Origin of the sequence: Mucilaginibacter sp. RCC_168 (assembly GCF_041355315.1) — a bacterium.
Lineage (GTDB): Bacteria > Bacteroidota > Bacteroidia > Sphingobacteriales > Sphingobacteriaceae > Mucilaginibacter.
In genome coordinates this window covers 134,476-159,105 of the sequence record NZ_JBFUPN010000003.1, presented here as the reverse complement: position 1 = coordinate 159,105, position 24,630 = coordinate 134,476, and the positions used below count along the sequence as shown (strand labels likewise).

Sequence of the window (24,630 nt, the reverse complement as noted above, 5' to 3'; positions counted from 1 at the left end):
TCTCTATATTTGGTAAATATTAATTGCATTAATTGCCCCATAGCTTTGGATCATTACCCTTGCTTTTGCGCCATTCGTTGCGCCAGCGGTGTATATCAACCGGGCCAATCATGGGCATGGGTTTCCGTGCGGCTGCATCCGGAATGGGTGGTATACGTTCAGCCTTATCCTGGTACCAATAAGCCACACTGGCCAAATCAAGTGTCATTACATTAGAGCTGCCATGTTCTATGGTAAATTTCAAGGATTGATCAAAGTAAATTGGGTCGGCAATATTAAAGCGGTAGATGTGTGTTTTACCGAGGAAGCCGATATCGTTATTCACTTTAGCGTAACCGAAATACGGCGTGCTATAAGGCGTTTTAGGCGCCCCCCACGAGGTATTAAAATAGTCTTCGGTACCGGTTCCATTTAGCGCGGGCTTTTCATCGTCATCAATAAATATCATGTCATCACCCTCACCATACCAATATGGTGTAGGCGAATGCACATAATAATTTACACCAACAAAATGTCCTTTGCCTTTAATATCGGCGATCACATAATTGTCCTTACCTAATTTATTCGGTTTGTTAGGGCCAAACATCCAGTGTTCATCTTCCACGCTATCTACCGGACCGGTGAGTTGCTTATTGTACCAGGCATGGAACCTGCCGGTATTGGCGGGAAGCTTTTTCATTTCCATGTAATCCACATAAAAATAAAAGGCATTGATATTCTGGCCCGATTGATTCTCGATCTCGATCCGTGCCCCTTTAGCAAACGGCATGGCAAAATAACTTACCAACCCATTCCCATTCATTGGTGTGGCCAGTAAGGGTGCTGAAGTAAACAGGTATGATTCCTGCCAGCCTTGCCCAAAGAATGGCCCGATAGGTGACTCAACCGAAGGATAATCATTACCATCCCAATACATGCGAATAATGATATCATTGCGGCTCAAAAACCGGGGCTCGGGTGCCATCGTGATCCAGATATGGTTAATGATACCCGTGCCCTGCACATTAAAGATCGTCCGTTTTTCGCCAGGTTTGATATTCTGCAGGTTATCGTGATTATCACCGCTCTGGTCATAGCTGCTTACCTGCTTTGATTTTACGTCGTGTTTAACCTGTGTCAGGTCCATCATTTCCTGGGCATATAACCGCGAAGAGCAAGCCAATAACAATGCGATGATGATATATTTTAATGATTCCATACCGATGCGTTTAATTGCCCCACAGTTTTGGATCATTACCTTTACTCTTACGCCATTCGTTACGCCAGCGATGTATATCGCCAATGGTAATCAATGGCATCGGCTTGCGTGCCTCAACATCAGGAATAGGCGGAACCGCGGTGGCCATGTCCTGGTACCAATAAGCAACACTCGCCAGATCAAGTGTGAGCACATTATTATGACCATGCTCAATGGTGAACTTAAAGGCTTTATTAAAATATAAAGGATCGGTAATATGGAAGCGATACAGGTGCGTGCGCCCCAACCAGCCGATATCATTATTTACCCGTGGATAACCATAGTAAGGATTGGAGAAAGCCGTTTTAGGACACCATGCCGTATTGAAATAATCCTCGGTACCGGTACCATTGAGCGTAGGTGAGGTTGCTTCGTCAATAAATATCATTTCATCACCTTCACCATACCACATTGGTGTTGGCGAATTGACGTAATAATTTACACCCACAAAATGCCCCTTGCCTTTAATATCGGCAATAACATAATTTCTTTCTCCCTTTAAATTGTTACCCGACTTGCCAAAAACACCCCATTCGTTTTCTCCTTCTGTTTTAGAGGCTTCGGTTAATTGTTTATTATACCAGCTATGAAAACGTCCGGTGCCGGCGGGCAACTTGTTCATGATTAAGTAGTCAATACTATAGTAAAAGTTATCTATTCTCCTGCCCGATTGATTTTCTATTTCAATACGTGCACCGTTACTAAAGGGCATGGTAAAATAACATACCATACCCCGTCCCTCAACCGGGCTTGCAGAAAGTGGTAAGGAGCTATATTGATACGATTCATTCCAGCCTTGCCCGAAGAAAGGCCCTATGGGCGATATTACTGACGGATATTCATTACCGTCCCAATACATTTTGATAATCACATCGTTACGGCTCAGCGTACCGGGGTCGGGTGCCATGGTTATCCAGATATGATTGATGATACCTGCACCCTTCACTTCAAATATGGTCTTTTTCTCGTCTTTAGTTATCCGTATAAAATCATCGGTTCCGCCGGTACGGTCATAACTGCTGATCCGTTTAGAAGTTACTCCTTGCTGTATCTGTGATAAAGCTGACAAGTCATTATTTAAGATCTGCGCGCTTGTTGAGGCGGCAATCAGCATGATAAATGATAGAATATGAAGTATCTTTTTTTTCACGTTTTTAGTTTTTAAATTCTGATTTTTTAAAAGGGTGTCATCCCCCGTCGAAGCATGGTAAAGTGGCCTCTCCGCACGCCCTTCGACAAGCTCAGGGTGACATCCATTCCCTCTCATGTCTTTGCGAGGAAGGAACGACGAAGCAATCGCGAACTATGCAGATCTTCCCTGTACAGTATAAGATTGCCACGCTATCGCTCACAATGACATGGCTGTATTTTTTCTACTTCATCATTTGCTCAATCACCGGTTTTGCTTTGGTTTTAATAGCCGAATTTTTAGTTACTTCCCAGAAGCTGTTCTTTTGTTCGATCTGGATCTGCGAGGTCACTATCCAGCTTTGGATCCAGCCGGTTAGCGTACACCAGGCCCCCCAGCCCGCGTCTGAGTTAGATGCCCAGTAGTCCCAGCGCCCATAATCAAAGGCACGCATCCATGCCCCATCCAGATCATGATGTTTGGTGCTTTGTACTTGTATGCGGGTTAAAAAATCAGATAATTTATCAACTGCTCCTTTATATTTTTTATCTCCTGTAGCCCTGTATGCTTCATTTAAACTAAACAGCGCGAAGTTGCAGGTATACAGCATACAGGACGCTTTTTCGCCATTTTTAAAGATGAGCGAACCTTCGTCTGTCCCATAATCGGCATTACTGTTCAGCGCTTTGAACATGCCTTTGCCCTTACCTAATTCTTCCTGTATGGCGCCACTGGCATCCTGGTATTTTAATATTTCATTTACCATTTTATCCAGCCATTGGCGGTGTTCCGGCGTATCTTCTATCCGTACCAGCCAGGCCAGCGGCAATATCATGCGGGCACGCTGGGTTTGCATACTGCTCCCCCACTTCCATTGATCAGGGTAGCCATCCATCGTAATTTTGATAGCTGATTTCGTTCTATCCAGCAGAGGAGCATAACCGGTTTTGCTATACAGCCATAAATAGCAGGCCCACATCCAAGATTCAAAATGTGGTGATTCATGCACCAGATTGCGATTGTAATAATATTGCCAGCCATTTTTAATGATATCCGCTTCTTCCAGCCGCTCACCACGAAACCCTTGTTTACCTGTTGTTCTGAAATTAGCTATGATGGCCTCGGTTAACTCCTTGTCCCATTTATCGGTATGCAGGTACGATGCCGCGGCTATAGCGCCCAGTATAGCCCTGGAATTATCATCGCCATAAAAAGTTACCGCGTTGGGTGTCGACCAGCCTAAAAGGCCATAAGCAGGGCTGTTGGGATTATTTTTATTACCCGCACGCAGGTTGGAGGTTTTGAACAGATAATTGACCAAATTGGCCGATTTTGTTTGATATTCCTTATTGTTTAGTAAACTGCCCGCTGCGGCCATAGCCATACTCACCTCACCCTGCACATCGGCACGCATCCAGTAACGGTACTGCTGGCTGCCATCATAATAAATAGTAGATGTATGTCCTTCAATTATGCCCAGACTACCATCGCCACTTGGTTTACTTTGACTTACCGGCGGACCAAGCGGCTCGGTGTTGTTAGATCCGTCATGTTTCAGCCAGTCGGCTTTCCAACTGTGGTCGATAAAAAACCGGCCGTTATTAAACCATTGCGCTCCTTTTTTGATGGTGGTTAAACGGGCATTAGCAGGTAATGGCTCATCGCGGTTAAACATCGGTTTTACATCTTCTATCCATTTATCCAGGTTAATATTTTGATTACCCGTTATACGCGATAAGATGTATTTCCATACGGTTTTGATAGATTGCTGCGGACCGTACCTGCCGGTTTCAAAATTGCTAAGACCAGTCATGCTTACCAGTGCCCCGCCTTGCTTAAAGAGTAAGGGATAGGCTTTGGTATCCTTAAGCCCATATTCGGCTTTATCAAAACCAACTACTTTGGCCAGTACAATGAGAGGTTTACTAACCTCAACGGGTAATATAAAACTGTTCTGCACTGCAAACAGGGCCATCGGTTTTAGGTTATCGCCAAAAACGTCTTCGGTTATTACGGCACGTTCCAAATGGGTTTCGACCGGTTTTTCAGGAATACTTAAACCCGGGAATGATGAAGGGTATTCCACATATAATTTGATCCCTTTTTTATTTGCCTGATCGAGCAGTTGTTGACTGATCCTGTTAACCGGGTCTGTTTTAGGATAGGCTGAGGCAATAATAAATACTCCAGATCCCTGGGTAGCTGCATTTACCGCTGCCTGCGGGGTGTTGTATTTTTTTATGTTGAAACCCTCACGCTTCAGCAATTGATAAAGGTCGTTTTTCTCGCTGCCGTAAAAATACAGGTCCGTACCCTTTGCAAAACACTGGATAGCGGTGCTGATCAGCAAGATGCAGATCCAAATCATACTTTTTATGGTTGTATTTATTTTCATAATGTTTATCGTTACTGTTTTCGATCAGCTATTGCCGGTATTTATCTGTTATACAATTCATTTAGCAAGCGCAGAGCCTCTTTAGTGATCATCTTGTCGGTTCCCGCTTCCATGTACGACCATTTACCCGGTCCGGCTTCATATCCCCCCTGTTTAAGCGCTTCTTCTGTTGGGATATAACCAATATTATTTTCGGCATAAGCCACAACTATGGTATAGGTAAAGGGCGATCTGTCTTCAATATCTAACGCGGTTTCTACAAAGGGTTCGCCGGGTAAAAAAACTATCGCCAGTTCACCTATTCTGATAACGCTAAAGCGGGCCAGGGCATCATTATCATTGGTAATTCCCGAACCCTTCCTTACAGGCAGCTGCACTTTACTACGGGCAAATGCAAAAACAGAGCTATTTATTTTTAATCCGTTTTCATCGTTTTGAGCAACTTTGGCCAGGGCCATGCCATGTTCCCGTGCATAATCAGCCCCCATGGAAACCGTTGGTGGATTAGTATCACCTGCTGCACCATTTAAAAACACAGGCATCCCGTTTTGGGCAGTACGTTCCATTTCTATGCACATTTCGCCGGGAAACTCAGCTGAGATATGTTTCAGACACATTTCATGCACCGGGTGGCATATAGCATGAACCAAAGTAGCTACACTATCACCTTTTTCATTATAAAAGCGAACGGTTTTAACGCGACGGTCAACCGGGGGCAGATCAAGCAATTCTGGAGCTATGGGCTGCATACTATCAGACATGACGATACCATTGGTGGTTTTTATACGGCGCTGCATGGAAAAACCATCCAACTTGTTGTAAAAAACAGACAGTGTACATGGCTGCATGGCTACCATGGCAGTCTTTATAGCTTCCCGAATCCTGAACTGTACCCGTGCCAGCCAAAATTGATAAATCTCTGTTTGGTATAAGTTTGACAGGGCCACGGATTCGGGCGCATTATGGGTATGGGTGTAGGTAAAAATAACTTTATCCCGATCGATAATATCAGTCATACCTTGTTTAAAGCTATCCCATCCGTCAACTGCGGTATCATTTAGCGCCAACAGATCAGCTGATACAAGAGCAATGAGCTCGGCACCCAAACGAAATACCAGCACCCGTGCTTTTAGAGGCAGTCTTACCGATTCAAATGGCTCATATAGTCCGTTTACCGAAGAGGTTAATAACCCAACTTCGAGCGGTGGAGTGATATCGGTAACCGAGGTTCCAACAAGTAATGGTGATGGGGTCATTTATTTTTCTTTTTAACCCAGTTTAAAGATTGTTGCCAGAACTTGTCGTAATCGGCCCATAACTCAAAATTGATACCCCAGTGCGGAGCCGGATCAGACATGTAGGTTAACACCCTGCCCTTACCATATTCACCCACTACTACCAAGGGGTGGCCGGTTTCTTTTACGCGCACCAGCACTTGTCCCTCTGACTTTTCGTTTACCTCGTTATAACCAAATATGGGCGGGAATTTATCCCATGCCAGGCCCTTTACTGCAGGATGATCAGGCACCAGGACTTCGGCTGTAAACCCGGCTGATGACTCCACCAGATCCTCGATCAGTAAACAATCAACCGGTAAAGCATCTTTCAGACTGCTCCTGCCCCAACCCGATTTGGCCTGCACGCCGCTAAAGGATAACCAACCGCCCAGCATCATCATACCGCCGCCATCGCTGATCCAGTCTTTGATCACGTTTAGCCTGTCGGGAAAGGTTACTACTTTGTTTTCGCGCCTGGCACGATCAAAAAAACTTGGGTACAGATGAAAACATTTGGCTTCAACATCGCTAATGATCAGGGAAACAGATTGCTCCAGGTACTCTTCCAGTTTGCCAGGTTCCAAACGATATAATTCCCAATTGGCTAAAGGGGTAACATCAACGTGATGCTCCAGGGCCTCGGTCAGGCGTTCGCCGTAGAAATGCAGGTCGGCGTCTTTTGTTTCTGTTCCAAAGGGAGTTTCAATAAATGTAGGGCCAACGTGAAATACCCAGTCACCAAGATATAGCACATGTTCGTCTTTTGATCTGAACTCTTTTTTTGCTCTCATAAATTTTTTAGCGTGTTGATTTTTATTAATTTTTTAAAGATTTTATTCGATTACAGTTAAGATTGATTTTGGCATTTCGGTGTTCTCTGCCGTGCGGATGGCCAGGTAAGCCAGATAAGCTTTGGCTGTTCGTTTAAATATGATGAACAGTATAGCGCATACCGCCAACTCACCCATGCTCCTGTAGTAATGTCCGAACCATGCCTCCGTGAGCCCCTGTATCAATAAAGATGTTGCCGCGAAGCCGATAACCGCCACACCCAAGCCACGAAATATGGGTTTAACAATATTAGTAAGTGGTTTTGAACCATGTTTTACCCGGAATGGTTTCCAGAAACCTAATGGATGAACCCGTTGATAAAAGTCGTTTAGTAATATATCAGGATCGGGTTTGGTCAACAAAGCAACGCTTATCCAGAGGATGGTAGTAAGCCCCATTACCAGCAAGGTTGACCAGTACCAGGGTAGCATCAGCTTTTGCGCCGAGGCAACACCCAGGAACAACAACAACTTTGGCCCCAATACTACCAGGCAAAATATACCTGCCCCACCAAATGAAGCGGCCACCCGGGCCGGGCCGTTAAACCGCCACCACCACCATTGTGCCCAGTTGGCAGGCAGTTCGGCAGCGCTGAGCTGGAGCATAAATATGGCTACATCTGTAATGATGCTCACGTTAAATACCACAGCAATGGCCAGGGATATGATAATGGCCATACCCACTTTGCCCATCAGCATATAGTGTTTTTCGCTGGCTGTGCGTACAAACCACTTACGATAAATATCACTTACCAGCACCTGGCTGCCAAAGTTCAGGTTATCACCCACTACCGACATCGTAGCCGCCATCATAGCCGCCACCAGCAGTCCCATGGCGCCGTGCGGCAGCATCTCCTTCATCAGGCGGCCGTATACCAGCTCCCGGTCGGCGCCGGCATTGCGCAACTCAGGCCATATCACCGCCGCCGAGATACTGGGCAGCGTAACCAGCAGCAATAAAATAAACATGGTAATAGCTGCAACCACATACATGGTCAGCGCCTCTGATGGTGTGCGGGTTGAGAGGATGCGTTGTCCCTCCATAGCGCCACCCATAGGTGCGGCATCGCCGCCGTAGCCTATACTTTGACCAAACATCCAGGCCATAGCAGCCGCCAGTGGGAATACATCATGTTTAACAGGTGGTGTCATCTGCAGCATTTCGGGATGGGTAGCGCCAAACGCATGACTTATAGCAGACGCCATCGCCGCAGGTCCGCCAAAATGAGCCAGCGTGAGTCCGGCCAGGGTAATGGTGCCAATAAAGAAAATACTCATCTGGATAAGGTTCGAGATCACCACTCCCTTATAACCCGAAAAGAAAACAAACAGAAATGAAACCGGCACTACCAGGTACAGCGTTTCTATTTTGGTTAATCCAAACGCCGGTCCCATGATCTTAAAGGCTGCCAGCAAGGTGATCCCTGTCCAGGCGGGCATCGCGATAAGCGAGGTGCGTATGGCTATCCATATCCTCATGGCCGATGCTGCCTTTGCGGGGAATCTTAACCCATAAAATTCAAGTGAGGTAAATAAATTTAGACGCCGCCAGAAAACAGCAAACAACACTCCGCCGATAAATAATGCCAGTCCGAACCGGCTCAAATACCACCAGGATATAAAAGCTCCCGTTACTACGGCCAGGCCACCATAACCGGTTGCCGCATCCGGACTAACCAGCGCGGCGGTATATGATATACCATTTAGCCATCCCGGTATCTTTCGGCCACCCAGAAAAAAGTTTTCGAGGTTAGCTGATGCAAAGCGCCGGTGCCACAGCGACAGGCAAAACATTAGCATTAAATACCCCGCTACTATCCAAATATCCAATTGGTTCCAGTTCATAAAGATTGATTCAAATAGTTTAGATGATTAACTACAGCTACCCGGTCAACGTTCTTGATTGAATTTAGTTTATTATCAAAATCAATTTTGAATACGTATTCAATTTTATTCAATAGGTAAAATCTCAATATCGACACTGAAAGCATTATTATTTTCAATTGTTTTATAGTTGGGTTTGGAGCTTATAAAGCTGTACAAAAAGCTTGTACTTATATTTATAATTTGGTAAAATTTTGAATGCGTATTCAAATTTAAAATTTTACAATTAACATTCCAATAGCTGATCAAAATAAAAATACATTTATTTTATAACCCCTTTATCCTTTCGGCCAATGGAGCCAGGGGTGGCAAATTACTTTCGGGCTTGTCCAGGTAAAAGTATGCCGTGGCCGAATAGTTATCAACACGGTAAAAATTCACCCATTCATCCGCGGGGAACTTATCATCAAAAAGATCCGGATAATCGGGGTTATCCAGTAGTTTGATCAAACTTTTTGACGTCCCGACCGAAATGGGTTTCACCCTACCTCCTGCCCGGGCAATCGCTCTGATCAGATCTCGCCCGGCCCCTCCTATTTGCTGAATAGTTACCCTACAATCGGAATGAAAATATATCGGATCCGGGATATGGTACCTGTAAAATGCGAATTGCTTTTTTTGCTTATCCACAACCGTTGCACCCTGGTATAATTGCGAAAACGGTCCCAGGTTCCATGCCGAGCCAATATAGTCCTCCGTACCCGTGCCTGCTAAAGTAGGATGTTTCGTATCTCCATCCAGGTAGGTTTTTACTTCACCTTCCCCAAACCAGGTATCACCATATACTTTATCGGCCACTACACCAATATTTGTACCCAGAAACCGGCCTTTGCCGTTTACCCGGGGTAATATCTCAAAATCGCTGCCCAGTCCAACGCCACTGCTATTACTCCAATAAGCATGAAAGTAGGCTATATCTTTAGGGTGTTTTTTTACCTTGATCAAATCCACATCATAAAATAACAACTGGTTTTGTTTCGATTCATTGACCAGCACGATACGGGCATGCTTTTTAAAAGGCATAGGCACATAGCAGTTGAATGATTTCCCTTCAGGGTCGCTAAACAAAGTACTCTGAAAAGCAGTCATTCTTCCAAGACCGATCCCAAAAAAATCACCTAAAGGAGCTGACACAGCCGGTTTTGCAGCACCATCCCAATACATTTCAATATGGATAGCACGCAAGGCTTCCGGGTTACGGTCAATAATGGTCATCCAGATACGGTTGATAATGCCGGCACCTTCAAAATCAAGCAGGGTAACACTTTTGCCGGCATTTATCCATTCGCTGGGATGGCCTTTAGCCCCCTTATTTTCCATGCCGCCCTTGCCTTTATCGCCGGCCCGGTTCTCAAAGCTTACCCAACGCGTTTCGGCATCTGACGGAAGCTCATAAAGCTGCTGTGCCATTATCCTAAGGGGACAAACGCCAATAATTAATAATAATGTGATTATTGTAAATGATCTGTTCATATAAATATTATTAAGTAAGTAATACCGGGGCTCGCCCCCGGTATTAAACTAACCAACTAAACATTACCAACCCGGGTTTTGCACCAAGTTTGGATTTTTATCTGTTTCGCGCTTTTGCATTGGCCATAGATAATGTTTCTTTTCAAAAACGCGTTTTTCAACTATTGTTCTTACAAAAAAGGCAGGGTCGGTTTTTGATGCACCCGCCTGAATGTTCATACCATAAATGTAGGTATTATCGGTTTGTTCGGCTATTTTCCAGCGATGGCAATCGAAATAACGCTGTGTTTCAAATGCCAGCTCAATACGGCGTTCATGATGGATACGCTCGCGCATATCGCTTTGTGAAAGCCCGCCTGGCAATCCCGGCATCCCCGAACGGGCCCTGATCAGGTTGACATACCGGTACACATCCCCTACGGGCCCCTGTGCTTCATTCAAGGCCTCAGCATAGTTCAAATATTGTTCGCCCAGCCTGAAAAGAACCCAGGTGCGCAATACCGGCTGTACTACCGGCCGCCAAACAAAACTTGGGTTACATAATTTTTTCACGAGGTAACCTGTTTTAGAATAATTTCCTGAGCCAGCGGCCTTTTTGCCGTCGGCCCCGTTAAACCAAAACTCCAGGCCCTGTGTACGGGATTTCCATATATCGCCCGAGAAATGAATGGTAGCGTAAAAACGCGGATCGCGGTTAACGTACATGTTACTGGTACCTGCTACATATTTACCCCCGGGATCGGCCACGTCGGTAAAACCTGTTTCGGTATAACCCGATTCGGGATTGATGATCGGTGTATGATCGGCATTATAACCGGTTATAGGTCGGGTGCCATTGGCCATTTCATAATCATCAACCAGATCTTGAGTCGGCGCATTCAAGGTAAAACCCAATAAGCTCAGTGGCTCACTATACACGTCATGGTCATTAAATAAGCCAGCGTTATAAGAGAAAAAAGCTTCTTTATTGTTATTTGCGTAAAATAGTTCCTGGTAATTTTTAACCGGGTCATTAGTTGCCGAGGTATAAAGCCCGTATCCCGCAGCCTCGGTCTGGTCAATGCAGGTTTTGGCAGCATTAGCTGCATCTTGCCAGCGTGAGGCGGCAAAAGCCGGGAATAAATGCGTCCCCTTATCATCAACCAAACCGGTGTAATCCGGGTTTCCGTTCCATAATGGACTGGCCATATAAAGCAATGTTCTGGCTTTTAAAGCCAGGCAAACAGATTTTGCCGGCCTGCCATATTCGGCATCAGAAGTAATACGTGCCGGAAGTAATGCAGCGGCTTTATCACATTCCGAAGCGATAAAGGCAACACATTTATCTATTGGATCTCGCCTGATGCTTTTCAGATCTGCACTAAGTGATATGCTATGATCTGAAATAGGTACCGGGCCATAAACCCTGATCAGTAAAAAATGAAAATAGGCACGCAGAAAAAGAGCTTCCCCTTTTAATCTGGCACGTAAAGCATCGGTAAAGAAATCATCAAGCGGCACCTTATCAATGTTTTCAATAAAAATATTGGTTTTACGAATGGCGTTATAATTCTCGGTCCAGGGATCTGGAATGTTATTGCCATAAGATGTTGGGTTCCACGAACCCGCGTTCATGCTGTTTGAAAAAGAGATGGCGTAAAACTGATCCATCTCATCAGATGCGCCTATGTAAGGGTTGCCTTTTGTATCGTTGTCAACCTGCCGGTGCTCTTTTGGTAAGGAAGCATAAATATTACTCAGGAAACTCTGTGCATAATCCCGATTGGCAAAAACCTTATCAATGGTCAGGTCATCATCCGGCGCTTTATTCAAAAAATCTTTTTTACAGGATGCTGCTACAAAAAGCAACAACATGATCATAACTGATTTTACAAGTAATTTCATAATACTATTAATTAAATGTGTTTAAAAAGTAACCTGCAGACCCAAGTTGAGTGTACGTACTTGCGGATATCCCCCGAAACTCACACCATTACTATTGTCCTGTTCAGGATCAATCACCTTCAAGTGATCCCAAAGCAATAAATTGGTTCCGTTAACAAAAAAGCGCGCGTTGCTTACACCCACTTTTTGTGAAAAGCTTTTGGGTATGTTGTAACCTATTTCGGCCGATTTAAGACGCAGATAATTGCCATTTGCTGCATATAGCGTATTGGTGACATAGTTATTGGTGTTTTTCACATCGATAACAGAAGGGTATTTAGCGTTTAAATTATTTGCGCCCGGAATCCACCTGTTATCGTAGTATTCTTTGATCACATTATAGTTACCTACCCCATCCATAAATGCCCAAACCGGCCTGCCCCCTAAAAAGAAGGTGGAGCGGGCAGCACCCGTAAAGAACACGCTGATATCAAAACTCTTATACCCCAGTGTTACGCCAAAACCATACATAATTTCGGGGTTGCGGGCATAACCAAAGTAGGTTTGATCGTCTGTGGTTATCTTCCCGTCGCCATTGAGGTCCTTATATTTAATGTCGCCGGGACGGATAATAGATTGTAACTGCGTTTGTGACGGGCTATTGTCAATATCCTGCTGATCTTTAAACAGGCCTGCGGCGATATAGCCATATGGGCGATCGATACTCTGGCCTCTTGAATTCTGATATGCTAATGGCTTCACCGGCGAATCGTCCTCTATTATTTTGTTGCGGGCATAAGTAAAGTTGGCCTGGAATGCATAGTAGAAACCGCCTGCTGTCCGGTTCCTGATCTGTATATTACCATCAACACCTTTGTTATTAACAATACCTAAGTTGGCATAAGGGATATTGCCACCAAAACCAGCCGAACTGGGAATCTGCTGGCGCTGCAGCAATATACCGGTACGGTGTTCCCTAAAAGCATCAACCTGTAATACCACCTTACCATTAAACATTTCCATATCTAAACCCAGGTTGGCCTTGGTTGATGTTTCCCAGCTGATATCTTCATTACCAATGCGGCTTTCGGCAAAGGCACCTGTGGGATAAGCCTGACTGGAGCCAAAAGGATAATTATCGGCATTTTTATTAATGGTGGTCTGGAACAGAAACCGTGAGCCACCGATCTGATCGTTACCAACCTTTCCGTATGACCCTCTGATCTTTAAAGAGCTGACCACATTCTTATTCCAGAATTTCTCATTGGATATGATCCAGCCAAAAGCTCCGGAAGGGAAGAATCCATACCGCTTACCGGCCGGAAAATTCTCAGATCCGTTATACCCTCCATTAAATTCCAGCAGGTAGCGTGAATCATAATCGTACGTTACCCTGCTTGCTAAGCCCTGTCTGCGGAAAGGAATATTATCAAGCGAGTTGGCCGCTGTAAGGTTGATGTATTCGCGCCTGTTACCCAGCAAAAGGCCGCTTACCGAACTTTTGCCGAATTTGCGGTCATAATTAATTGATGTTTCCAAATAAACCGCCCGATTTGAGGCGCTGCCGTAATAGAACCCTAATGCGGTTTCCGTCTGGATCAGCTTATATTGATCTTTACCGTTAGCATCTTTACCCAGGTACTGATAAGTGCTTGGTATTTTATGGCGCACGTTATCTGTTTGGTTATAATAATCATAGGAAAACAACCCATTAAGAGATAAGCCGGGAGTGATTAATGACGACAGATCCCATTTTGTACCTAAAGAGCTTTGTAAAGTAGTACGGAATTGTTTTTGGTAACCTTCCTGCGTAGTGCGGGTATAGGGACTTTCGGACAGGAACGTACCTTTTCCGGGTATAGAGCCATCGGGGTTTTTAAAGGGGTAACTGTTATTTGGAGTATAATTTAAGGCATCATAAATAACGCCGGCGCTTGAACCCGGATAATTCCCGTTGGATATAATGCCCCCCACATTAAGCGCTATGGAAAAACTTTTAGATAAGCTGACATCCACATTTGAGCGGAAATTATAACGTTTTACACTGGTATTGGTAGGGTACGAAATAGTAGGATCTTCCTTATAAATACCATCCTGAATGGTGTAACCAACATTGGTAAAATATTTAAAAGTTTGATTGCCACCCTGCAGGCTTAAATTATTGATGGTTTGAAGCGTGTTCTTTTTCAACGTGGCGTCAATCCAGTTAACATCCGGATACAAAAACGGGTCGGAATGGTCTTTGTATTTTTGCACCTCGGCCGGTGTAAAAAACGCGGGTTTACCCACATTGGCCATGGCTTCGTTGGCTAATGTTGCATACTCATAACTATTAATAAAGTCAGGCAGGCGCAAGGCTGTCAGCATAGCAGTTTCTGTACGGAAAGTTACTTTTGGCCGCCCCTCAGCACCTCTTTTGGTATTGATAAGGATAACACCGTTGGCACCGCGTATACCGTAAACCGCAGTAGCAGAAGCATCTTTCAATACCGAAAAACTTTCAACCTCCTGTATATTGAGATTATTCATATCCCGCTCCACCCCGTCAACCAGCACCAATGGAGCTCTTCCGCCAGATGTGGTACCGAAGCCCCGGATATACACGCTCGAAGCATCGTAACCAGGTTCGCCAGAGCTTTGCCTGGTTATAATACCGGGCAGCCGGCCGCCTATTGCGTTGGACAATGAAGGTGTTGATACCTGCTGCAGATCGGAGATCTTTACAGTTGATACGGCTCCGGTAACTGACACCTTTTTCTGTGTACCAAAGCCAACAACAACTACATCATTTAACTTCCGGCCAGCTTCATCTGGCACCAGTTTTATTCGCATGGTGCGGTGGTTGCCTACCCGGATATGCTGGGTTTTGTATCCAACAAATGTTACAGATATTGAGTCGCTTTCGCTGGGCACTTCAATCAGGAACTTCCCGTATACATCGGTAATAGTTCCTTTTGCACTGCCTATCACTTTAACTGTTGCTCCAGGCAATATCTCATCCTTTTCATCAACAACAGTACCCGAAAGCACAAATGAAGCAATCGTTGCTGTTTTTTGCGCGTTCATTGTTTCGGCTGGTGTTGCCGCATTTACCTGGTTATATAAACTACAGGTGATAACTAACAATAAAAGCAAAAATTTGCACACCTGGTAACGGACATATCTAAAACTCCTTTTCAGGCTAATGTGGGTTTCAAGATCCAAAACCCATGGTCTTGTAGAAATTCGCATAAATTAATAAAGTTTAGCATACGTGTATTATTTATTAATTACTCACGACGAACGTGTAGCGTAACGCTCGTCAGCACTGCAGAATGCAGTTCTATTTCATTTGTTACTTTAGGGTGGGTTTTCGTCAAATTCTCTCATTTTAATGGTTTTTTATGGTTTATAAATGTGGTTTATCGTGTTAAAAAGTGTTAAATACCATGGGTTATTATTATCGTTATTTTTTTGAATACGTATTCAAAAAAATAAAAGACAAAAAAAATGACTATGCCATTTTTTTTGCCTTTACAGATGTTCGGATCACCAGGTGCCCTTTCATCATGACTACCTGAGGTACCGAATCTTTATCGCTTATCTCTTTCAGCATTAATTCCACTGTGCTGTCAACCATTTCTTCCAACGGCTGCTCCCAGGTGGTTAGTGAATAAGATGGCCACTCAGACATCCGGATATTATCAAAACCTATTACGGATACATCTTCAGGTATTTTTAAGCCTATAACCCTGATGGCATCCATTACACCCAGTGCTATAATGTCGTTACCACAAAAAATGCAGTCAATATTTTTATTCTTGGTCATTAACTCCTGCGCAGCTTTAAAGCCGCTTTCGTAGGTATAATTACCAGGCTCTATCATCAGATCGGTTATATTTCTTTCATTCAGCACCTCTTTAAAGCCCTTTAATCTGTCGATAGTGGTTGAGGTATCAGATGGTCCCGAAATAAATGCAAATGACTTATGTCCCATCTCCACCAAATATGCTGCTATTTGTTTAGCTGCAAGATAGTTATCACAAAATACCGCACTGCTTTCCAGTTGTTCGGTATAGCGGTTAAAAAGAATTACAACGATACCATTCCGGTTAAATTTTTGCGAAGCTGATGAAGATAACAGCGCATCTGTAATAATAACCCCCTCTACATTATACTCCAGCAACTGGGTGATCTCTTTTTCCTGTATTTCTTCGTTCTCTGAATTGATAAATATCAAATGATAACCCAGCGCCGATAAACGATTATGGAATATCTCTAAAACAGCTGAATAAAAAGGATTACGGATATTGCGCATCACAATGCCTATCATCATCGTTTTACGGGTGATCAGGCTCCTTGCATGCGCGTTCGGCTGATATTCTAATTTTTCGGCAGCATCCAATATTTTCTTTCGTTTTTTTTCCGACACATTGGTATTACCGGCAAAAACCCTCGAAACAGTAGACTGTGAAACGCCAGCTAATTCTGCAACATCCTGCGAAGTGTAATTTTTCTTATTCACGTTTATACCGTTATTAAATGAATACGTATTCATTTAATACAAATATAATTTTTTTATTTAAAAAAAAGATTTTAGAGAAAATTAAATTTTTCTATGAATAATCGTGATGGATCACCAAATTCCAACGGGAGATCTTCGGAAAGAGCTATACCTTAATCATAAGGCAATCTATGTTTGCATCCAGAAAGTAAACTTTCATTGATAATCTTCGGCGGAAAATTTCTTAGTATATAAAGAATTTCTCAAATATAAATTACGGTTACATATCCCCTGGTTTTGTACATTTGCATGTTAAAGCCATCGGAGTTCTCTGATAGCTTTAACATGATAGAGTTTGGTTAAACTACAGGTAGATGAATGTCTGTTTAGAATTCTGTCATCATTTTAAATATTACCTTACCTACGTTATCAGGTTTGCCCTTAGGCGTCGGAGAAATTGAGCCTTTAAGTTTTCCATTTAATTTGATTACCCTAATTTTTCGGAAACTATAATTACCTTTCTCATAATCATAAGTTTCACCGTCATCATCATAAAGAGCGTAAGTACCAGGTTTATCGCCATAATATCTTACTTCAATATCAACTTTCTGCCCCGCTTTAGGTGCATGCAGCATTGGAGGCATCATAGGTATCACCCCGCCATCCTTTACAAACACCGGTATTTTATCAAGCCCTGGCGTTACACTGATCACTTCTCCATTGCCTGCATACTTTCCGGTATAAAAATCATACCACCTACCTCTCGGCAATATTACTTTGCGACTGGTTTGCCCGGCAAACATGGGGGCCACTAATAAATATTCGCCGGCCATGTATTGATCCTTTACTTCTTTGGTAACCGCTTCTTCGTATGGATTTTCTTCCAGATTTAATTTCTTATTTTCCCCTTTAGCCTCAGTATTGGTAAACCCATCTTCCAGATACATAGCCCTGAAAGGCGGTATTCCTTCAAAATGATATTTTGCAAATTCGCTGTACCAGTAGGGAATCATCTGCATACGCAGATTAGCCATTGATTTTACCTGTTCGGCCACTTCAGGGAACGACCATGGTTTGGTGCCGCTGGCCCAGGCATTGATCATGGCCATAGGTGAAAAAACATTGGACTGGAACCTGCGCAACCACTCTTCGCCGGTTTTGGATGAGCGTACCTCAGGAGTCCATAATACGCCGGCAAAACCGCTATTTACTAAAGCAGTTATAAAATCTCGATGATCATAATAATCATTGTAGATCACATAGGGAAATGACGAACCTCCGCCATTTGAGGCGCGTACCAATCCAAATGTGCGCTGGTTACGCTGGTGATAAATTTCGCTGGTGTAACGCTGCATCATGAGGCCATAGGTCTGCCGCATTTGCTCGGCATCATGACCTGATGGGAAAACTGCGACATCTGGCCATAAGTAATTATCGCCTCCATCAACCTCGTCCATTTTATAGCCGCTAATGCCGATATCTATCTTGCCTTTTTCCAGTTCGCCAAAAAAGATCTGCCGAGCTTCGGGCATACTGATATCTGGTACAATTCCGTTCCAAACAGTATGTGAGCCACTATAAGGTAAAATGCTTTTATACAGAGGGGCCTCTGGCGATACATAGGGGTTTGTCCATAAGTTGAGCCGGATATTCTTTTTCAGCATATCCCGCACCAACGATTTGGGATCAGGGAAGCGGGTTTTGTCCCATTCAAAAGTACAGGGGTATGATTTGCTTTGCCAGCCTGGTTCCAAACCAATAAAATCAAGCGGATAACCCTTTTCCTCAAAAGCCCGGGCTTCTGCAGCAACGCCCTGCGCATCAGTTAAACGCTGCATACGCTGGGTAAAGCCCAGTCCCCAACGCGGTGGCAGGCAACCGCCGCCGTTCAATAAATTATAGCGTCGTATAGCATCTAAAGTTGTAGGGCCTGCAAATACATATATCTCCACTCCTGCCGCGGGTACCAGCATTTCCACACCGTCTGAGTATGGATGTGAGCTCCATGTTTTATCCAGGTTCCTATCCTTTACTTCTGGAGCGATTTTACTATCACGTCTTACAGCCGTACCAGCATACACATTGATATACCTGGCCGAGTTGATAAACACCCCATACCCATTTGATGAAACATAGAAGGGCGTAGGCGCATGTGTACGGCCATTATCCTTACCCGCATAATTATCTACATGTAAGGTTAGTACTTTACCCCGCTGAAATACCGTTTGAAAGTTTAAACCCAAACCAAATATCTGCTCTTTTTTCTCCAGCGGAAAACGAAGATAGGTTTTGCCGTCCTGTACCCGACCGGTAATTTCATCCTGTGCCAGCGGGAAGGAAGTTTTGGGCATTTGCTGTAAACCAGCATGATATGGCTGCACACCAGCCACTTTAAGCAGATCATACTCTTCGGGCTTGCCTATTATGCCTTTCCATATCCCAGGCTCAACTTCTGTCCAGGTTATGGATTGTGCCCTGATGAGTTCTGCAGAACTTAAGCATAAGCAAACTAATAAAAAATACTTCAAAATCTTCATTTTATTATTGCGGTATAATGGTGTAGGTTTTGCCCTTTTCGGTGGCAAAATCAATTACATAACCTTTATTAAAGCTGATATCAACCAACTTGGCATCGTCAACTTTTTGATGTGGAGGTATAGTAGGTGGGGTATTCAATATATTTTTATTACCGCCAACAGCGGCTTTACTATTTACTTCGATCACCTTTACAGGTATTGGCGTACGCAACCGACAATTACCGCCCAGGTTTGATTTGATCAAAGCTTTGGTTAACTTCCCTTTTTTCCAGCTGATAGCCACCTCAAAATTGCCACGGGCCTTAATGCCTTTGATGCTGCCATCGGCCCAGGCATCAGGCAAGGCGGGTAACAATTCAATTTCACCGTTTTGGCTTTGCAGCAGCATTTCGGTCATACCGGCGGTTCCGCCAAAATTCCCATCGATCTGGAAAGGTGGGTGTGCGTCGAACAAATTGGGATAAGTTCCACCTCCGCTCATCTGTTCTTTCTTTTGCAGCGGATCCATGTAGTTAAAGGCTGCACCTAATATTTTGTAGGCGTGATTACCATCGTGCATACGCGACCACCAGTTCACTTTCCAGGCCATAGACCAGCCAGTGCTCACATCACCCCTATATATCATGGATTGCTTGGCAGCGGCAGCTAATTGCGGTGTATTAAATACGGAGATCTGCCTGCCGGGGAACAGGCTAAACAGGTGCGATATATGCCGATGGGTATCTGCCGGATCATCCCAGTCCTGGAACCATTCCTGCAACTGTCCGTATTTACCAATGTGGAAAGGATAAAGTTTATCATAAGCAGCTTTTACCTGTTCTGCAAAAACCCTATCCGTACCTAAGACCTGTGCACTGCTGATACAGTTTTGAAACAGCTCACGAATAATAGACATATCCATGGTGGAGGCCATGCTTACCAGGTATTCCTTACCATTAATTTTGATGGTATTCTCTGGCGATGTGGATGGATTGGTTACCAGGTAGCCCGTTTTAGGGTCAGTCACGAGCCAGTGCAGCATAAACTGCGCGGCGCCTTTCATAATGGGATACGCGGTTTTACTTAAAAAAGCTTTATCACCGGTAAACATGTAATGATCATACAAATGCAAACTCATCCAGGTTCCCCCCATTGGCCAGGCCGACCACCGTACCGAGCTTTTGGGGTCATGATCATAACCACCCACAGTAGAGGTTTTGGCCCATATATCGCTGTTGTGATGCTCAACCCAGCCTTCAGAAATGTTATAACTTTCTTTAGCAGTGATAGCTCCGTTTATGGTAAGCTCTTTTAAAAAATCAAATAAAGGCTGATGGCATTCTGAAAGATTGGTATTTTCGGCCAGCCAGTAATTCATTTCGGTATTGATGTTGGTGGTATAATTACTACCCCATGGCGGTAATACCTGATCATTCCAAATACCCTGCAAATTGGCCGGAGCACTACCGGGCCTGGAACTGGCTATGAGCAAATAACGCCCAAACTGGTAATACAGGGTTTGCAACTGCTTATCAGGATTGGCTACACTAAAATTCCGGAGCCTTTGATCGGTAGGTTGTATTATCATGTCTGCGTTAGCACCCAGATTAAAACTCACCCGTTTAAATAGTCGTTGATAATCGGTTATGTGCCGTTGTTTCAACTGCTCATATGTTTTTTGCGATGCGGCAAGCAAACCAGCATTAGCTTCCATCGCCGGATCCTTGCCTTGCAGACCTGGGGATTTATTAAAACCATTAAAGCTAGTGGCCTCAGCTAAATAAAGTATAACTTCATTTGCACCACTTACCTGTAATTGGTTATTAGCAGATTTTATCTGTCCACCAATATTCTTTATTCTGAGGTTGATCTGAAAATTCATTCCTTCCCCTTTTGGTTCATCATAAATCACCTGTTGTGGTTCATAATCGCGGTTGGCTACATAGCTTGGGGCTTTCCCTTTTAATATGAGTTTACTATTACCATCGTTCGCTACCGAAAAATGCAGCTTGCTTTGCAGGCCGGCTGTAAAACTGATAGCGCCTTTTTTGTCGGCTGTAATGCGTATCATCATTACTTTATCCGGGTAACTGATAAACGTTTCCCGTTTATAGTGTACTCCCCCCGATTCATACTTTACGGTTGAAACCGCATTGTTTAAGCTCAGGTCACGGTAGTAATGTGTGCTGTCTATAACATCAAAATTCAACAGCAGATCGCCCAATGGTAAATAACGGGCGGTGTATGGGCCCTGTAAATGTTTTTTCCAGAGGTCGGCCGCCTTGTCGAAGTCGCCATCAAATACAGCCTTCCGCACCTGCGGTAAATATTCCGGCCCTTGCGGGTTATTACCCGATTGGGGATAACCCGACCATAAATTATGATCATTCAGTTGATAGCGTTCGTGGTTAACCCCACCAAATACCATAGCCCCGGTAGTAGCGTTACCCAATGGCAAAGCCTCTTCCCAGGCAGCGGCGGGCTTAGTGTACCACAATTTTAAATTAGCATCATCGCTATGTGTTTGCGCAGATGCGAAACCTGCACTTGCCAAACATGCCAAAACCAATACATTTTTAAGGGAATAAATTTTAGTGCCACCCATATTATTTGGTAGTTATTAGTTTGTAAGCCATCACTTTTTTGCCCCAGAAAGTAGGAACATATAAGATGTGTTTCAGGGGGTCATAGGCAAGATCGGCAGTATTTACTTTTTTTTCCTGGATGTCCAGCAAAGTTTCAATCTTACCATCGGCAGTTACATAAAATATATGCCCCGACCAGCAGGTGATCAAAAAATCGCCATTGCCAACGGGCTCAAGTCCGTCGCCGCCACAACTGAGTGTAGTAATGGGTGTTAAATCACCCTTACTGTCCGATTTCATAAATTTTTGTCCACCAAGGATATAAAGCTCGGGTCCTATAGCTTTAAGACCATTTACCCCTCCTATGTTTGTTAAAAAGGTGCTTACTTTTCCTTTTTCAATGCGGTGTATTTTTTTGGTTTTGCTGTCGGATACATAAACTATCCCTTTATCATCTACTGTAATGTCGTTAAGGGCTTTGGCGCTGTCAATAGCTATCTTGTTTTTTACCTTACCGGTATTGATATCAATAACTACCACTTCTGACAGATCAGCCACATATAACTCATTGCCAAATCGCCCTAAGCCTTTAGGCGCGTTTAAACCTGTGGTAAAATCCAGGTTGATAACCTTGCCATCCAAACCAATTTTGGCCACTCCGCCCTTGCCATCAACCGCATTGGGGTTTCCATCGATCTCAGATACATAAAGAATGCCCTTTTTAAAATCGGGTAAAACCGATTCCGGAACTCTCACTACGGTATCGGTTTCCCAAAGTTTTTCTAACTGATGGGTTTGTGCAAAAGCATGGTGAGCGGTGATGATTGTCAACGTTATCATCATTATATATTTTAAAACTGAACTCATTACTTTTTATTGGTTAGTTATAGTTGTACAGCCTGTGTACCACCATCATTTATTTTGTATTTTATTGTTTTATTACCTTCTGTAACTGTGATCAGCAATTTATTCCTGCTTTGTCTTGATATAGTAAGATCGAATATATGGCCAAAAGAATGTATATTATTTATTGCCATTTTATTCCATTCAATTGGCAATCTTGGCGTACAATTAAAAGTACTAAAACCTGTTGGCCGCATGCCAAACAAGCCTTCGGTATAAATGCGGCAATAGAGCCCACTCTCAGCCGATAGGTGCCTCTGATTCCCTTCCGGGTAAGCTTCTACCGGGTAAGGCACATGCTCGCCCAGGAGCCGTCTACGCGAGTAATAACGCAGATAATCCATGGCCTTTTCGGTTTTACCGGCCTGCAATACACCACGAAGCGCGTACAAAGTAGAGCGATCCCAGAATGTTTCTTTACCGGCTTGTGTGGCCAAACCATCGGCAGTCCATAATTTGGGCGAGAACAGAGCATTAATAGTTCCTTCGCTACGATCAAAAATTCCCATAGTAAGCGGTAAACAGATCCAGGCACGTAGCACATCATTGGTTTCATAGTATTTATATGTATCAAACCCTTCAATGGTTGCGCCGAAGTATTCTTCGATATTGCTTTTAAGCTCAGCCGCTTGTTTCAGGTATCCGTCGGTTTGTGTTTTAGGCTGATGTAGCTGCCTGCCGAGATAATTAGCTGATATCAGCGCATCATAATATAAACTATTGGTTGACAGATTGGCCTTACCAGCCGGGAATCGCCCTTCCAGTTCATCATGATCTGAGTTAACTACGCCCTGATCGTTTAATTTGCGGCGACTATATTCAAGGCACCAGGTAATCAACGGCCACAGTTTTTTGGCAGAATCAGGTTGTCCGCAAGCCAACGCATAGCGTGAAGCGCCGTAAGCGATCATAGCCTGGTCACCGCGGTCGCCGGCTCCCTTCCACACCGCGTCGCCTTCGGCAACTATAGAGCTTGGAATGGGCTTATACTCTGGGTTCATATATTTAGCAAACAAGCGGTAGCAGTTCATGGCTGATAGGTTGCCAACGCTATCACCCGAAAACGCAAAGAACGGACTAATGTATTCCGCCTGATCATTAGCCCATATTGCCGCGTAATAAGCTAAGCCACCAGGGCTATGCAAATAACCAACCTTGGTTTTGTAAATACTTTCGGTTCCGCGGATCTTGGCAAATGCAAATGCTGTATTCAGCAAAGTATCCGGCGTTTGTAGTTGCAGTGGGGTTAAAATGGTATTTATCCGTTTTTCGCGGGCCCGCTCCTCAGCGTCCGCATCAATCTTAATTGGCTGAGTTGGAAAATCTGTTGCCAGGTAATAAACTGAGAATGTGGTATTGGCGCCCGGTTGTACTGTTCTGTTGCCATGATCAACCGTGCCCATGATCACCGTGTGAGGGCTCACCTTACTCTTTGCACTGTCGGTTCTTTCTTCGCGTCGCAGGTATTCCATGGTAATATTAACCGGCTTATCGGTTATATTGGTGAATACAAATTTTTCAATCACCATCGGTTTATCCACAGAAGGAAAAATACTCCGGTCTATTTTTACCAGCGCCGGGTTACCAGAAGTGGCAGCTATCCGCATAATGCCTTTGTGGCTGATACTTTTGATATTATAGGTCAGGTCTCCGGATTTTTTGCCACTGGCCAGGTCGGTTTTTAACTGGCGATTGTTGATCAAAAAACGGGGCAACTCGTTGTCCTGAAAAGTATAGTCGATATGAGTTCGGGTACCATCGGGCAGCATCCTGAATGTAGGAAAAACCACTGTGCGTGAAATGAACGACCGGCCCGCACTATCAATGCCGTACAACACCCAAACAGACACTTTTTCGCCCGACATTTCTATATGATCAGTATGCGGTAGCCTGCCATTGACAGTCCATTTAATACTGCCATCCGGCTGAATGGCCCAGCGGTCTGTTTGAGCAGACAAAACAGTCTGCTGGGCATAAAGTAAGCCGGGGAACAGCAAGCTCAGGCAACATAATAGTATTTTGTATGTATTCACTTTCATGTTAGATACACTAATG

The 24,630-nt window shown here is 44.0% G+C and carries 14 protein-coding genes; all 14 read right to left on the bottom strand.

Annotation, left to right across the window (positions count from 1 at the left end; translation table 11 throughout):
* Positions 1–28: 28 nt before the first annotated feature.
* The 14 genes from AB6735_RS03435 to AB6735_RS03370 all read right to left on the bottom strand — a co-directional run bounded on the left by AB6735_RS03435 (position 29) and on the right by AB6735_RS03370 (position 24,614).
* Entirely contained in the window at positions 29–1,198 is a 1,170-nt protein-coding gene (locus AB6735_RS03435; RefSeq protein WP_370994432.1) for a glycoside hydrolase family 172 protein, read from the bottom strand.
* 10 nt (positions 1,199–1,208) lie between these two features.
* Positions 1,209–2,387: a glycoside hydrolase family 172 protein gene (locus tag AB6735_RS03430; protein ID WP_370994431.1), complete on the bottom strand. Its 1,179-nt coding sequence runs from the start codon at positions 2,385–2,387 to the stop codon at positions 1,209–1,211.
* A 223-nt stretch (positions 2,388–2,610) separates the two neighbouring features.
* Positions 2,611–4,761 carry a hypothetical protein gene (locus AB6735_RS03425; protein ID WP_370994430.1) on the bottom strand — a complete coding sequence of 717 codons (2,151 nt, stop codon included), beginning with the start codon at positions 4,759–4,761 and terminating at the stop codon, positions 2,611–2,613.
* Between the two features lie 41 nt (positions 4,762–4,802).
* Positions 4,803–6,017: a hypothetical protein gene (locus AB6735_RS03420; RefSeq protein ID WP_370994429.1), complete on the bottom strand. Its 1,215-nt coding sequence runs from the start codon at positions 6,015–6,017 to the stop codon at positions 4,803–4,805.
* Positions 6,014–6,829 carry a glutamine amidotransferase gene (locus AB6735_RS03415; protein WP_370994428.1) on the bottom strand — a complete coding sequence of 272 codons (816 nt, stop codon included), beginning with the start codon at positions 6,827–6,829 and terminating at the stop codon, positions 6,014–6,016. The genes AB6735_RS03420 and AB6735_RS03415 overlap by 4 nt, the downstream gene beginning before the upstream one ends.
* Positions 6,830–6,871: 42 nt before the next feature.
* The gene (locus AB6735_RS03410; RefSeq protein WP_370994427.1) at positions 6,872–8,713 is read right to left on the bottom strand and encodes a hypothetical protein; all 1,842 of its coding nucleotides are present in this window, start codon (positions 8,711–8,713) and stop codon (positions 6,872–6,874) included.
* 306 nt (positions 8,714–9,019) lie between these two features.
* Positions 9,020–10,162 carry a glycoside hydrolase family 172 protein gene (locus tag AB6735_RS03405; RefSeq protein WP_370994425.1) on the bottom strand — a complete coding sequence of 381 codons (1,143 nt, stop codon included), beginning with the start codon at positions 10,160–10,162 and terminating at the stop codon, positions 9,020–9,022.
* A gap of 126 nt (positions 10,163–10,288) precedes the next feature.
* Positions 10,289–12,109 carry a RagB/SusD family nutrient uptake outer membrane protein gene (locus AB6735_RS03400; protein ID WP_370994424.1) on the bottom strand — a complete coding sequence of 607 codons (1,821 nt, stop codon included), beginning with the start codon at positions 12,107–12,109 and terminating at the stop codon, positions 10,289–10,291.
* A gap of 21 nt (positions 12,110–12,130) precedes the next feature.
* Complete coding sequence (locus AB6735_RS03395; protein ID WP_370994423.1) at positions 12,131–15,319, bottom strand: SusC/RagA family TonB-linked outer membrane protein; 3,189 nt, start codon at positions 15,317–15,319, stop codon at positions 12,131–12,133.
* A gap of 262 nt (positions 15,320–15,581) precedes the next feature.
* Positions 15,582–16,625: a LacI family DNA-binding transcriptional regulator gene (locus AB6735_RS03390; protein ID WP_370994422.1), complete on the bottom strand. Its 1,044-nt coding sequence runs from the start codon at positions 16,623–16,625 to the stop codon at positions 15,582–15,584.
* 332 nt (positions 16,626–16,957) lie between these two features.
* Positions 16,958–19,108 carry a TIM-barrel domain-containing protein gene (locus AB6735_RS03385; protein ID WP_370994421.1) on the bottom strand — a complete coding sequence of 717 codons (2,151 nt, stop codon included), beginning with the start codon at positions 19,106–19,108 and terminating at the stop codon, positions 16,958–16,960.
* A 4-nt stretch (positions 19,109–19,112) separates the two neighbouring features.
* On the bottom strand, positions 19,113–21,692 hold the full coding sequence (locus AB6735_RS03380; protein WP_370994420.1) for a glycoside hydrolase N-terminal domain-containing protein: 2,580 nt from the start codon (positions 21,690–21,692) through the stop codon (positions 19,113–19,115).
* 1 nt (position 21,693) lies between these two features.
* Positions 21,694–22,539, bottom strand: coding sequence for an SMP-30/gluconolactonase/LRE family protein (locus AB6735_RS03375; RefSeq protein ID WP_370994419.1), 846 nt, complete (start codon positions 22,537–22,539; stop codon positions 21,694–21,696).
* A 17-nt stretch (positions 22,540–22,556) separates the two neighbouring features.
* Complete coding sequence (locus AB6735_RS03370) at positions 22,557–24,614, bottom strand: hypothetical protein (RefSeq protein ID WP_370994418.1); 2,058 nt, start codon at positions 24,612–24,614, stop codon at positions 22,557–22,559.
* Positions 24,615–24,630: the final 16 nt, after the last annotated feature.